The sequence below is a fragment of the Rubrivivax gelatinosus genome (assembly GCF_004340905.1).
Classification (GTDB): domain Bacteria; phylum Pseudomonadota; class Gammaproteobacteria; order Burkholderiales; family Burkholderiaceae_C; genus Rubrivivax; species Rubrivivax gelatinosus.
In genome coordinates this window covers 197,883-211,055 of record NZ_SLXD01000009.1, presented here as the reverse complement: position 1 = coordinate 211,055, position 13,173 = coordinate 197,883, and the positions used below count along the sequence as shown (strand labels likewise).

Genomic DNA, 13,173 nt, shown 5'->3' with positions numbered 1-13,173 from the left:
CCGGCTGCGTCCGGCACCCGCGACCGACACGCCGTACCGCGGTCGACGCCCCGAGGCGTCGTCCCGCCGTGCGGCGTGACGTCTTTGGCATCCGGCGCTTCAAGTGACGCACTGCGACCGCCGATAACCGTTCGAGAAACCAAGGAAGTCACGCATGGCCACGATCACCTCCACCGGCGTCGGCAGCGGCCTGGATGTCGAATCGATCGTCAGCAAGCTGATGTCGCTGGAGCGGCGCCCGCTGAACCTGCTGGAGAACGCCGAGGCCAAGCTGCAGACCAAGTTCTCCGCCATCGGCCAGCTGACGAGCTACACCTCGTCGATGCGCGACGCGGCGAACGCGCTGTCCTCGGTGCTGATGTGGAAGCAGACCACGTCCAACAGCAGCGACAACACCGCCGTGGGCGTGAGCACCGAGACCGGCGCGACGCTGGGCAACTACGCCGTGCAGGTGCAGCGCCTGGCGAGCACGCAGACGGTGTCGAGTTCGGCCTTCGCCTCCACGACGGCGGTGGTCGGCAGCGGCACGCTGAAGATCGAGCTCGGCAGCTGGACCGGCGAGCCGACGCCCACCGGCTTCACGGCCAAGAGCGGCGCGACGCCGGTGACGGTGACCATCACCGACCAGGACAACACGCTGGAGAAGATCCGCGACAAGATCAACGCGTCCAAGGCCGGGGTCACCGCGACGATCGTCAACGACGCCAGCGGCGCCCGGCTGTCGATCCGTTCGGCGGAGACCGGCGCGGAGAACGCGTTTCGCATCACCGCGACCGAGACCGAGGACGACGGCAGCAGCAGCACCGGGCTGTCCACGCTCGGCTTCGACGCCGCCGGCAGCAGCGCGATGACACGCAACCAGACCGCCGTCAACGCGCAGGCGACGATCAACGGCATCTCCGTGACCTCGGCGAGCAACACCCTGAAGAACGTCGCCGACGGCATGACGCTGACGCTGAAGAAGCCGACCACCGGCGACATCGACGTCGCGGTGACGGCCGACGACGAGGCCGTGATGAAGGGCGTCAACGACTTCATCACCTCCTTCAACAACCTGGCTGCCTACATCAAGGAGCAGACCAAGTACGACGAGACCGCCAAGCAGGGCGCCACGCTCCAGGGCGACCGCACCGCGCTGGGGCTGCTGTCGCAGCTGCGCGGCGTGATCAACGAGGGCAGCACCGCCTCCACGGTGTACTCGCGCCTGTCCGACGTCGGGATCTCGATGGACGCCAACGGCCTGCTGACCCTCAAGGAGAGCAAGCTCAAGGAGGCGCTGACCGGCAACCGCGAAGAGCTGCGCAAGCTCTTCGCGGCCGACGCCTCGACGACCGGGGCCTCGGGTTTCATGGACCGCTTCCGGGACCTCGGACGCTCGGCGGTGGACAGCGAGGGCCTGCTGACCGCACGCAGCGACGGCCTGAAGGCCGAGATGGAGCGCAACGACAAGAGCCAGGAGGCGTGGGAGACCCGTCTGGCGCTGACCGAGGCACGCATCCGGCGCCAGTACCAGGCGCTGGACGCCAGCATGTCGACGCTGTCGGGCCTGTCGAGCTACGTCACGCAGCAGCTCGCGGCGCTGAGCTCGAACAACAACTGACGGCCCGCCGCCCCCGGCCCCGACGGCCCCGCCCCCGCACGACGCGGGGCCGGGGCCGTCGGCTTCATGGCCGTCACGACGGCGACGGCGGTGCCGCGTTTTGCGCCTCAAGTGCGCGTCGCAGGCGCCGATAAATCCGTCACTGTCGCCGATACCACTGACCACCCGCCATGTTCAGCACCTCCTCCGCGTACGCCCGCCCCCAGCAGTTCGCCAACGCCTACCGCCACATCGGCACCGAGACCGGCGTCAGCGGTGCCACGCCGCACCGCCTGGTGGCGATGCTGTTCGAGGGCTACATGGACGCCGTCGTCCAGGCCCGCGGCGGCATGCGCGCAGGCAACGTCGAACGCAAGAACCGCGGCATCCAGCGCGCGCTGCGCATCGTCGGCGAGGGCCTGCGCGAGAACCTGGACATGAAGTCCGGCGGCCGCCTGGCGCAGGACCTCAACGAGCTGTACGGCTACCTCGAGCTGCGCCTGACGCAGGCCAACATCCGCAACGACGAAGCCCTGCTCGACGAGTGCCAGCGCCTGGTGCAGCCGCTGCAGGACGCCTGGGCGGCCATCGGAGACAAGGTCGGCGGCCAGTCCGGACGGGGCTGAACCGACGCCACCACGAGGATCCCGAGATGAACACCGACCTCCTGAAGTACTACGAAGCCATCGAGCAGGCGAGCGCCGACATGCTGCTGGCCGCCAAGGCCGGCAACTGGGACGAGGTCGTCAAGCTCGAGGGAGCCTGCGTCCTGCTGATCAGCCAGCTCAAGCACGCCGCGCGCGAAGCCACGCTCGATGCGGAGGCGGCCAAGACCAAGTCGCGCATCATGCAGCGCATCCTGGTCAACGACGCCGAGATCCGGCACCTCGCCGAGCCCTGGCTGCAGGACCTCGACGACACGCTGGCGGGCCGCGAGAAGACGCTGCACTAGTGCACCACGTGCGCCGCCCGCGGGCGGCGTTCGCCGTTTCTGCGAAAGCGATTGCGATGTTCCAGGACACCCGCCCCGCCGATCTGGATGCCGGCGGCACGATCGACCGGTGGGCCGAGTTCCGCGTCGACCACCCGCGCGAGCTGCAGGCGCTGCTGCGCCAGCTCTGCGACGGCAGCGTGCCGGTGCACCTGAACGCGCCCGAGGGCATCGGCCTGACGACCACGCTGTGGTCGCTGGACGCCGCCTCGGGCCGGCTGTCCTTCAGCGCCGACGAGGGCCACCCGAGCCTGCAGGGCCTGGTCGACGCCGACGAGGCGGTGGCCGTGGCCTACCTCGACAGCGTCAAGCTGCAGTTCGAACTGCAGGGCCTGCTGCTGGTGCACGGCCCGCGCGCCTGCGCGCTGCAGGCGCAGATGCCGCGCGTCGTCTACCGCTTCCAGCGCCGAGGCGCCTATCGCGTGCGCCCGCAGGGGCGCGCCGCACCGACCGCCCGCCTGCGCCACCCGTCGATCCCGGAGATGTCGCTGGCGCTGCGGTTGCTCGACGTCAGCGTCGGCGGCTGCGCGATGCTGCTGCCGCACGACGTGCCGCCGATGGAGCCCGGCATCCGGATCGCCGACGTGCAGATCGAACTCGACCTCGAGACGCGTTTCACGCTCGCGCTGGCGCTGCGCCACGTCACCGCGCTGCCGTCCGACGGCCAGGGCGTTCGCCTGGGCTGCGAGTGGGCGACGCTGCCGCCCGGCGCCGAACGCATGCTGCAGCGCTGGATCGACCTGGCGCAGCGCCGCCGCCGGCTGATGTCGCTGTGAACACCCCGGCCCCCGGCCGCGCCGCGCGCGGCTTCAGCCTGATCGAGCTGATGTCGGCGTGCACCATCGCCGCCGTCGTCGCCGGCCTGGCGCTGCCCAGCTGGCAGGGCAGCCTGCTCAAGAGCCGGCGCGCCGACGCGGTGCAGGCGCTGACGCGGCTGCAGGCCGCGCAGGAGCAGTACCGCGGGAACCACGGCCACTACGCCGCGACGCTGGAAACGCTGCGCCTGGGCCCGCGCAGCGAAGCCGGCCACTACACGCTGATGCTCGAACGCGAGTCCGACGGCCGCTACCATGCCGCGGCCGCGCCGGCACCGGGCGGTGCGCAGCAGGCGGACCACGACTGCGCGCCGCTGACGCTGGCCGTGGACAGCGGCTTCGTGCGCCCCGGCCCCACCCGACGCTGCTGGAACCGATGAGACGCCACGCGCTCGGCCTCACGCTGCTGGAGACGATGATCGCGCTCGCGCTGGTGGCGCTGCTCGCCTCGCTGGCGGTACCTTCCTTCGGCGGCGCGGCCGAACGCGCGCGGCTGCGTTTCGCCGCCGAGACGCTGGCCGCCGACATCGGCGAAGCGCGTTTCGAGGCCGCGCGCCGCGGCCTGCCGCTGCACCTGGAGATGCGCGCCGGCGGCGCCTGGTGCTGGGCCGTGGCCACCGAGTCCGGCTGCGGCTGCGACGCCGAGCGCGCCTGCCAGCTGAAGACCGAACGGGCCGCCGACCACGGCGGCATCCGCCTGCTGGATGCCGCCTCCACGCGGCTGGAAGCCGACGGCGAGGCCCAGGTACCGCCGCAGCCGGCAGTCTTCGAGTCCACACGCGGCGAGCGCCTGCAGGTGTCGCTGTCACCGCTGGGCCGGGCCCGCATCTGTGCTCCCGGCGTCGGCGTGCCCGGCTACCCTGCATGCTGACGCCGCGCCTGGCCGGCAGCCGCCTCTCGCTCGCGCGGGCCCTGGTGCTCTGGGGCGCGGTCATCCTGGTGGCGATCGTCGTCGTCGCGCTGCGCCTGCACGACGTGGCCGAACGCCACCTCGAGGAAGAGGCGCTGCGCACGGCGCGCGGCTGGGCGCAGCAGGTGGGCCGCGTCGTGCCGCAGTCGGCCAGCCTCTTCGGCCCGGCACCGCCACCGCGAGCGCTGCTGCCGCTGGCCGGGCTGCGCGGGGCCACCGGCATCTACGCCTTCCGGCTGCATGCCCCCGACGGCCGCCTGACGCTGGCCTCCGAAGGCCTGCCGGCAACGCCCGAGGCGCTCACCGTCGCGCGCGTGCACGAACTGGCGAGCGGCCGCAGCCCCCACCTCGTCGAGCTCGAACGCCAGCCCGACGAACGCGCCGCGGTGCATGCCGACGTCTGGCTGCCGGTGCACGCCGACGGCGTGCTGCTCGGCGTGGCCGAGGTGCGGGTCGACCTCGACGAAGCGGCTGCGGTCACGACGCGCTCGGCGGTGCGCGCCGCCAGCGCCACCTTTGCCGGGCTGCTGGGCGTGGGCCTGGCCGGGCTGCTGCTGTGGCGCGCCTACGCACGCGCCGAACGCAGTGCACGCGCACGCATCGACTACCTCGACCAGCACGACCCGCTGACCGGCGCGCTCAACCGCGAGAGCTTCGTGGCCGCGCTGCGCCGCGCCGCCGCACGCGGCGGCGGCCACAGCGGCGTGCTGTGCATGGACCTGGACCGTTTCCGCGAGTTCAACGAGTGGCTGGGCCGCGGCGCCGGCGACTCGCTGCTGCGCCAGGTGGCCGCGCGGCTGCGCGCCACGGTGCGCAGCGGCGACCTCGTCGCGCGCCTGGGAAGCGACGAGTTCGCGGTGCTCGCCGACACCGGTGACGCCGACGCCCTGGCGACGCTCGCGCAGCGCATCGTCGAGGCGCTGCGCCAGCCCTACGAGGTGGGCGGCCGGCGCTGCGAGATCGGCGCGAGCATCGGCATCGCGCTGCACGGCGTCGACGGCCAGGAGGCCGACCGGCTGCTGCAGCACGCCGACCTGGCGCTCGCGCGCGCCAAGGGCGACGGGCGTGGCACCTTCCGCTTCTACGACGCACGCCTGGACGACGAGCTGCAGCGCCGCCGGCGCCTGGGCGTCGAGCTGCGCGACGCGCTCGCCGACGGCGCGCTCGTGCTGCACTTCCAGCCGCTGATGCAAGCCCGCAGCGGCCTCGTCGTCGGCTACGAGGCGCTGGCGCGCTGGCCGCATCCCGAGCGCGGCTGGGTGCCGCCGGCGAGCTTCATCCCGCTGGCCGAGCAGACCGGGCTGATCGAGGATCTGGGCGCCTGGGTGCTGCGCGCCGCCTGTCGCGAGGCCGCACGCTGGCCGGCGCCGCTGGGCGTGGCCGTCAACCTGAGCCCGGCGCAGTTCCGCCGCGACGGCGCCATCGCCGAGGTCGTGTCGGTGGCGCTGCGCGACTCGGGCCTGGCGCCCGAGCGGCTGGAGCTGGAGATCACCGAGTCGCTGCTGATGGCGCGCACCGAGCCCGTGCTGCGTGCGCTGCGCGAGCTGCGCGGCCTGGGCGTGAGCATCGCGATGGACGACTTCGGCACCGGCTACTCGAGCCTGGCGCACCTGTGGCGCTTCCCGCTGGACCGCGTCAAGCTCGACCGCGAGTTCACCCAGAGCCTGGCCGACGACGCCAAGGTCGGCGTCATCGTCGGCTCGGTCGTCTCGATGGCCCACGCCCTGGGCATGCGCGTCACCGCCGAAGGCGTCGAAACCGAAGCCCAGCGCCAGGCCCTCGCCGCCCACGGCTGCGACACCCTGCAAGGCTTCCTGCTCGGCCGCCCCGCGCCCCCCGACCGCCTGCCCCACCAGAGCCCCAACGAAGCCTTGGTCTGACCCGAGGACAAAGAATCGGCCTGCCCGGCCGCGCTCCGCCCGAGGCACGCAAACATCCCACCAAGCTGACGCCACGGCCGGGCTCCGCCCGGCCGTCGGCGTCGCCCCCCTGGGGGGGAGCGCCGAAGGCGCTACGGGGGGCCTACACCTGCATGTTCATGATCTCGGTGTAAGCCGAGACCAGGCGGTTGCGCACCTGCAGCGTGGCCTGGAACCCCAGCTGCGCCTTCTGCATCGCGACCATCGTCTCCTCGAGGCTGACGGTCGGATTGTCCAGCGCCACCTCGCGCTGCATGCGCTGCGCCTCGAGCTGGTTGCGGCTCACGTCCTGCAGCGCCTCGGCCATCGCCGAGCGGAAGTTGCCGCCGCCGACGGCCGCCGGCGCCTCGGCCTTGCCGACCAGCGGCGTGCCGTCGGGCCGCAGCCCGGCGCGGGCCACTGCCTGGTTGAAGTCGAAGGGCTTGAGTTTGAGGTCCATGATGCCGATGACGCACTGTAGGGGCGGCCTGCCGCCACCGAAGGCGCGAACAGGCGAGTCTTTGCCGGTTTTCTCGTGCCACCGCAACGGCATCCGGCAGCGAAGAATCTCCTGCCATGGAGACTGCCGTCGTTGCGCAACCCCCGCTCGTGCCCGAGACGCCGCCCGGCTTCGGTGCGCGCCTGATGGCGCTGCCGATGAAGACCAAGGCGATGGCCGGCATCGGCATCGCCGCGCTGCTGGCGATCGTCGTCGTGCTGGCGCTGTCGCTGAAGCAGGACGAGTACCGCGTGCTCTTCGCCAACGTCGGCGAGAAGGACGGCGGCGCCATCGTCGAGAAGCTGGCGCAGATGAACGTGCCCTACCGCTTCAGCGAAGGCGGCGCCACGATCATGGTGCCCGCCCGCCAGGTCTACGACCTGCGCCTGAAGCTCAGCGCCGCCGGCCTGCCCAAGGGCTCGATCACCGGCTACGAGCTGCTCGACAAGACCGCCTTCGGCCAGACCCAGGGCCAGGAACGCATCAACCTGCAGCGTGCGCTCGAAGGCGAGCTCACGCGCACCATCCAGACGCTGTCCTCGGTGGAGACGGCGCGCGTGCACCTGGCGCTGCCCAACCAGAACGGCTTCTTCCGCGAACAGCAGAAGCCCTCGGCCTCGGTCGTGCTGACGCTGCGCCCGGGCCACACGCTGGACCGCGCCCAGCTCGCCGGCATCGTGCACCTGGTGTCCTCCAGCGTGCCCGAGCTCGCCGCCAAGGCCGTCAGCGTGCTCGACGGCGACGGCACGCTGCTGTCCAGCCAGGACAACGCCGCCCAGGGCCTGGACACCCAGCAGCTGCAGTACGTGCGCGAGGTCGAGGCGACCTACCTGCGCCGCGTCAACGACCTGCTCGAGCCGGTGCTCGGCCGCGACAACCTGCGCGCCACCGTCACCGCCGAGGTCGACTTCTCCCAGACCGAGCAGACCTCCGAGGAGTTCAAGCCCAACCAGGGCGAGAACGCCGCGGCGGTGCGCGCCTCGCGCGTGTCCGAATCCAGCCGCCCGGGGGCCAACGTGCCCACCGGCGTGCCCGGCGCGGTCAGCAACCAGCCGCCGGTGCCGGCGTCCGCGCCGATCAACGGCCCGGCGCAGGCGCTGCAGGCGGCCAACGGCGGCGCCGCCGGGGGCAACGGCCAGCGTGACGCCGAGACGCGTTACGAGGTCGACAAGACGGTGCGCGTGATCCGCGGTGCCACCGGCACCGTGCGCCGCCTGAACGCCGCCGTCGTCGTCAACCACCGCACCGGCGTCGACGGCAAGGGCAAGCCGACGAGCACGCCGCTGTCGCAGGAGGAGCTGGACAAGCTCACCTCGCTCGTCGAGCAGGGCATCGGCTTCAGCAAGGAGCGCGGCGACTCGGTGCGCGTCGTCAACGCCCCGTTCCGCGTCGAGAAGGCACCCGAGGCCGAGGAAGTGCCGCTGTGGCAGCAGCCCTGGGTGCTGGAGCTGCTGCGCAGCGGCGCGACGCCGGCGGCGCTGGTGCTCGTCGCGCTGATCGTCGCCTTCACGCTGATCCGCCCGGCGATCCGGGCCGCGACCGCCAAGCCCGAGCCGGTCAAGGGCGAGACCGTCGACGAGCTCGTCGACGGCGGCGCCGCGCTGCCCGGCCCCGACCAGCTGCCGGCGCTGGAGGCCCCGCGCTCCAACGACAAGCTGGAGGCCGCGCGCAAGCTGGCGCGCGACAACCCGGCCGCGGTCGCGAACATCGTTCGCGGCTGGGTCAGCGGCGAAGCCGCCTGACGGGAGGATCCGATGGCCGCGCCGATGGACGACGACGGGCTGGAAGACGCCGCGATCCTGCTGATGTCGCTGGGCGAGGAGGAGGCCGCCGAGGTCTTCAAGCACCTCGCCCCGAAGGAAGTGCAGCGCCTGGGCGAGACGATCGCCAAGATGAAGGCCGTGTCGCGCGAGCGCGTCGACACCATCCTGGACAAGTTCACCGAGGTCGCCGAGCGCGAGCACATGCTCGTGCCCGACACCGACGAGTACGTGAAGTCGGTGCTGCGCAAGGCGCTGGGCGAGGACAAGGCGGCGCTGCTGATCGACCGCATCCTGCAGGGCAGCGACGTCACCGGCATCGAGAGCCTGAAGTGGATGGACGCCAGCTCGGTGGCCGAGCTGCTGCGCCACGAGCACCCGCAGATCGTCGCGGCGATCCTGGTGCACCTGGAGTCCGACCAGGCCGCCGAGGTGCTCAAGCAGTTCGTCGAGCGCCAGAGGAACGAGGTGCTGGTGCGCATCGCCACGCTCGACGGCATCCAGCCGGCGGCGCTGAAGGACCTCAACGAGGTGATGAGCAAGGTGCTCGCCGGCGGCGACCGCATGAAGAAGAGCACGCTCGGCGGCGTCAAGGCCGCCGCCGAGATCCTCAACATGCTGGGCAGCTCGGTCGAGACCTCGGTGCTGGACTTCGTGCGCGAGGCCGACAACGAGCTGGCGCAGAAGATCATGGACAACATGTTCACCTTCGACGACCTGGAGAAGATCGACGACAAGGGCATCCAGGCGCTGCTGCGCGAGGTGCAGTCCGAGTCGCTGATCGTCGCGCTCAAGGGCGCCACGCCGGGGCTGCGCGAGAAGATCTTCAAGAACATGTCCACGCGCGCGGCCGAGACGCTGCGCGAGGACCTCGAGTCCCGCGGCCCGGTGCGCCTGTCCGAGGTCGAGGCCGAACAGAAGGAGATGCTCAAGACCGTCCGCCGCCTGGCCGACGAAGGGCAGATCATGCTGAGCACGGGTGGTGATGAGCAGTTCCTCTAAACACGGTTTCCGCAACGTCCCGCCGCCGCAGGGCAGCAAGCCGGCGAGCGCCTACACGCGTTTCATCCCGCGCGAGGAGCTGGGCGACTTCGCCGCCTGGAAGCCCGGTTCGTTCCACGGCGAGCCCGAGCCCGAGATGCCGGCCGAGCCGGCGGTGCCGCCCGAGCCCACGCCCGAGGAGTGGCAGGCGAAGATCGCCGCCGCGCGCCAGGCCGGCTACCAGGACGGCTACCGCGACGGGCTGGTCGCGCTCGAAGGCTTCAAGCAGAGCTTCGCGGCGCAGGCCACGTCCCAGGTGGGCGCCGTCGTCACCAGCTTCAACGCCCAGCTCGACCGGCTCGACCACGAGATCGCCGAGGCCGTGGCGCGCACCGCGGTGCAGCTGGCGCGCCAGGTGCTGCGCAGCGAGCTGCGCGTGGACCCGTCGCTGGTGGCGCGTGTCGCCGCCGAGGCCGTCAACAACGTGCTGCTGAGCGCGCGCCACATCACCGTGCGCGTGCATCCGAACGACCTGCCGCTGGTCGCCGAAGGCGCCGAGGAAGCGCTCACCGCACGCGGCGCGCGGCTGCTCGCCGACGAGAGCATCGAGCGCGGCGGCGTGCTCGTCGACTCCGACGTCGGCTCGATCGACGCGCGCATCGCGTCGCGCTGGACCCAGGCCGCCTCGGTGCTGGGCAGCGACGAGCCCTGGGAGCCGACGCCATGACCCCGGTGGCCGACACCCGCGCGCGCAAGTGGTCGCGCTACCTCGCCGACCTGCAGGACTTCGCCGCCGCGCCCCAGCCGCTCGAAGCGGTGGGCACGCTGCTGCGTGTCACCGGCCTGGTGCTCGAGGCCGCCGGCGTGCGCGTGCCGGTGGGCTCGATCTGCGAGATCCGCCAGCCGGGACAGCCGCCGGTGCTGGCCGAGGTCGTCGGCTTCAACGGCGACCGCGCCTTCCTGATGCCCACCGGCGACCTGCACGGTCTGGCCAGCGGCGCCCGTGTCATCCCGCGCCCGGCGCCGCGTGTGCCGCCGCGTTTCGGCGTCGAGAACCACCCCTGGCGGCGCAGCGAGGACCGCGGCCTGCACCTGCCGATGGGCGACGGCCTGCTGGGCCGCGTCGTCGACTCGCACGGCCACCCGCTGGACCGCGGCGGCCCGATCGCCGACGTGCATGCCCAGCCGATGATCCGCCGCCCGATCAACGCGATGGACCGCGACCCGGTGCGCCGTGCGCTGGACACCGGCGTGCGCTCGATCAACGCGCTGCTGACCGTCGGCCGCGGCCAGCGCCTGGGGCTGTTCGCCGGCACCGGCGTCGGCAAGTCGGTGCTGCTGGGCATGATGGCGCGCTACACCGCCGCCGACGTCATCGTCGTCGGCCTGATCGGCGAGCGCGGCCGCGAGGTCAAGGAGTTCATCGAGGACATCCTCGGCGACGAGGGCCGCCGCCGCAGCGTCGTCGTCGCCGCGCCGGCCGACGCGCCGCCGCTGGTGCGCATGCAGGGCGCGAGCTACGCCACGGCGATCGCCGAGCACTTCCGCGACCGCGGCAAGCACGTGCTGCTGCTGATGGACAGCCTGACGCGCTACGCGATGGCGCAGCGCGAGATCGCGCTGGCCATCGGCGAGCCGCCGGCGACCAAGGGCTACCCGCCCAGCGTCTTCGCCAAGCTGCCGCAGCTCGTCGAACGCAGCGGCAACGGCCTGAACGGCGTCGGCTCGATCACCGCCTTCTACACCGTGCTGACCGAAGGCGACGACCCGCAGGACCCGATCGCCGACGCGGCACGGGGCATCCTGGACGGCCACATCGTGCTGTCGCGCGAACTCGCCGAATCGGGCCACTTCCCAGCCATCGACGTCGAGCGCTCGGTCTCGCGAGTCATGACTTCGGTCACGCCGCAGGAGCATCTGCTGGCCGCGCGCAAGCTGCGCCAGCTGCTGGCCAAGTACAACAAGGCACGCGACCTGATCCAGCTCGGCGCCTATGCGCCCGGCCACGACGCCGAGCTCGACACCGCCGTGCGGCTGCACGGCGAAATCGTCGCGCTGCTGCAGCAGGACATGCGCGAGTGCGCCAACCTGGACGCCAGCCGCAAGGAGCTGCTGTCCATCGTGAGGAGCTGAGATGTCGACCGCCCTGGCCACCCTGCTCGAACAGGCCGAATCCGAGCGCGACCAGATCCAGGCCGCCGCGCAGCGCGCCGAAGAGCACGCGCGCCGCGCCCAGGCCCAGGCCGACCAGCTCGACGGCTACCGCGGCGAATACCAGAACCGCTGGGCGTCGCAGTTCCGACAGCTCGGTGCGGTCGAGATCCTGCACTGCTACCGCAGCTTCGGTGACCGCATCGACGAGGCCCTGGTGCAGCAGCAGCAGCAGATCGACGCCGCCAAGGCCAACGCCGAGCGCCTGCGCCAGCGCCTCGTGGCCGCCGAGATGCGCGTGGCCTCGGTGCGCAAGCTCATCGAGCGCCGCGAACACGAGCGCCAGCGCGTGCAGGCACGGCGTGACCAGCGCCAGACCGACGAGACCGCGCAGCAGATCCGCTGGCGCGCCCTGCAGGCCGAATCCGCGCAGCCCTGACCCGAGCCCCGACCGCCATGACGACTGCCGCCCTCGCCCCCGTCACCCCGCCGCCCGCGACACCGACGCCGGCGCCCGCCGCGCGCCAGAACGAACCCGGAGCCTTTGCACGTGAACTCGGCCGCGCCGCCGGAGACAGCGCCGGCTCGCGCCGCGCCGAGGACGCGCGCCAGGCCGAACGCGGCCAGGACAAGGCAGGGCGCAAGTCCGCCGAGGGCAAACGCCCGGCAGAGGCCACACGCGCCGACGGCCAGGAGGAGCGCCGTGGCGACGCGGCCGAGCGCGACGACGACGAAGCCGGCACGGGGGACGTCTCGGCCTTGCTGGCCGGGCTGATGAGCCCGGCAGCGCGTGCCGCCGCGGCCCGTTCGGCCGCCGCACGCGCCGGCTCGGCGCGTGCCGACGCCGACACCGAGGCGGCCGCCGGCGCCCCTGCCCGCGCACGCGCCGGTGCCGGCCGGGGCGACGCCGCCGCCGCGCTGCGCGCCGGAGCCGCCGATGCCCAGCTCTCGCAGGCCGGTGCCGCCGGCGGTGAACGCCGGGCCGACTTCCGCGCCGAACTCGCCGCGCTGGCCGCCCCCGCCGCGCAGACGCCGGCGCAGCAGGCCGCGGCGCCCGACGCACGCGCGGCCGCCACCGCCACGCCTTACGCCGGCCAGATCGCCGCGCCGGTCGGTTCGCCCGACTTCGCGCCCGGGCTGTCGGCCCAGGTCAGCCTGATGCTGCGCGAGGGCATGCAGGAGGCCAGGCTGCAGCTCAATCCGGCCGAGATGGGCCCGATCACGGTGCAGATCCAGGTCGAGGGCCAGACCGCCAAGGTCGTGATGGCGGCGCAGCAGGCCGACACGCGCCAGGCGCTCGAACAGGCGCTGCCGACGCTGGCCGGCGCGCTGCAGGAGGCCGGCCTGACGCTGACCGGCGGCGGCGTGTTCGAACAACGCCAGGGCGCCGAGCGCGACGCCGGCGGCGAACCCGCCGGGCGCGGCAGCGCCTCGGCCGGCGGCGTGCGCGGCGGCGACGGCGGCGAGGACCCGCTCGCCGCGGCTGCGCCCCCGCAGCGGCGCACGCTCGGCGTGCTCGACACCTACGCCTGAACGCGGCGCCGGCACCGGCTTTAGCCGGGCTTTCGGGCCGCTTATCGGCGCTTTCG

14 protein-coding genes are annotated in these 13,173 nt (G+C 72.8%); 13 read left to right on the top strand and 1 reads right to left on the bottom strand.

Going from position 1 to position 13,173, the window contains the following annotated elements; all coding sequences use genetic code 11:
• The first annotated feature begins 154 nt into the window (after window positions 1-154).
• The 7 genes from fliD to EV684_RS15260 all read left to right on the top strand — a co-directional run bounded on the left by fliD (window position 155) and on the right by EV684_RS15260 (window position 6,175).
• On the top strand, window positions 155-1,600 hold the full coding sequence (gene fliD, locus EV684_RS15290) for a flagellar filament capping protein FliD (protein ID WP_132648150.1): 1,446 nt from the start codon (window positions 155-157) through the stop codon (window positions 1,598-1,600).
• A 170-nt stretch (window positions 1,601-1,770) separates the two neighbouring features.
• A complete protein-coding gene (gene fliS, locus EV684_RS15285; protein WP_132648149.1) occupies window positions 1,771-2,205 on the top strand; it encodes a flagellar export chaperone FliS in 435 nt (144 codons plus the stop codon).
• 26 nt (window positions 2,206-2,231) lie between these two features.
• A complete protein-coding gene (locus EV684_RS15280; RefSeq protein WP_132648148.1) occupies window positions 2,232-2,531 on the top strand; it encodes a flagellar protein FliT in 300 nt (99 codons plus the stop codon).
• 56 nt (window positions 2,532-2,587) lie between these two features.
• Window positions 2,588-3,346 (top strand): flagellar brake protein, encoded by a 759-nt coding sequence (locus tag EV684_RS15275; RefSeq protein WP_132648147.1) that lies wholly within the window; start codon window positions 2,588-2,590, stop codon window positions 3,344-3,346.
• Window positions 3,343-3,765, top strand: a complete 423-nt coding sequence (locus EV684_RS15270) for a type IV pilin protein (protein WP_132648146.1) — start codon at window positions 3,343-3,345, stop codon at window positions 3,763-3,765. Before EV684_RS15275 ends, EV684_RS15270 begins: the two co-directional genes overlap by 4 nt.
• Window positions 3,762-4,256 carry a GspH/FimT family pseudopilin gene (locus EV684_RS15265; protein WP_132648145.1) on the top strand — a complete coding sequence of 165 codons (495 nt, stop codon included), beginning with the start codon at window positions 3,762-3,764 and terminating at the stop codon, window positions 4,254-4,256. Before EV684_RS15270 ends, EV684_RS15265 begins: the two co-directional genes overlap by 4 nt.
• On the top strand, window positions 4,250-6,175 hold the full coding sequence (locus EV684_RS15260; RefSeq protein WP_132648144.1) for a putative bifunctional diguanylate cyclase/phosphodiesterase: 1,926 nt from the start codon (window positions 4,250-4,252) through the stop codon (window positions 6,173-6,175). The genes EV684_RS15265 and EV684_RS15260 overlap by 7 nt, the downstream gene beginning before the upstream one ends.
• 142 nt (window positions 6,176-6,317) lie before the next feature.
• Here EV684_RS15260 and fliE read toward each other — a convergent pair whose 3' ends face one another.
• Complete coding sequence (gene fliE, locus EV684_RS15255) at window positions 6,318-6,653, bottom strand: flagellar hook-basal body complex protein FliE (protein WP_132648143.1); 336 nt, start codon at window positions 6,651-6,653, stop codon at window positions 6,318-6,320.
• 116 nt (window positions 6,654-6,769) lie between these two features.
• Here fliE and fliF point away from each other — a divergent pair, with 116 nt between their 5' ends.
• Genes fliF through EV684_RS15225 form a run of 6 tightly spaced genes read left to right on the top strand, consistent with a single transcriptional unit; the run spans window position 6,770 to window position 13,117 of the window.
• On the top strand, window positions 6,770-8,434 hold the full coding sequence (gene fliF / locus EV684_RS15250) for a flagellar basal-body MS-ring/collar protein FliF (RefSeq protein ID WP_132648142.1): 1,665 nt from the start codon (window positions 6,770-6,772) through the stop codon (window positions 8,432-8,434).
• Window positions 8,435-8,458: 24 nt separating this feature from the next.
• Complete coding sequence (gene fliG, locus EV684_RS15245; RefSeq protein ID WP_132648199.1) at window positions 8,459-9,454, top strand: flagellar motor switch protein FliG; 996 nt, start codon at window positions 8,459-8,461, stop codon at window positions 9,452-9,454.
• Window positions 9,438-10,160, top strand: a complete 723-nt coding sequence (locus EV684_RS15240) for a FliH/SctL family protein (RefSeq protein WP_132648141.1) — start codon at window positions 9,438-9,440, stop codon at window positions 10,158-10,160. The genes fliG and EV684_RS15240 overlap by 17 nt, the downstream gene beginning before the upstream one ends.
• Entirely contained in the window at window positions 10,157-11,566 is a 1,410-nt protein-coding gene (gene fliI, locus EV684_RS15235; RefSeq protein WP_132648140.1) for a flagellar protein export ATPase FliI, read from the top strand. Before EV684_RS15240 ends, fliI begins: the two co-directional genes overlap by 4 nt.
• A gap of 1 nt (window position 11,567) precedes the next feature.
• Window positions 11,568-12,023, top strand: coding sequence for a flagellar export protein FliJ (gene fliJ / locus EV684_RS15230; protein WP_132648139.1), 456 nt, complete (start codon window positions 11,568-11,570; stop codon window positions 12,021-12,023).
• 17 nt (window positions 12,024-12,040) lie between these two features.
• The gene (locus EV684_RS15225; protein WP_132648138.1) at window positions 12,041-13,117 is read left to right on the top strand and encodes a flagellar hook-length control protein FliK; all 1,077 of its coding nucleotides are present in this window, start codon (window positions 12,041-12,043) and stop codon (window positions 13,115-13,117) included.
• Window positions 13,118-13,173 lie beyond the last annotated feature (56 nt).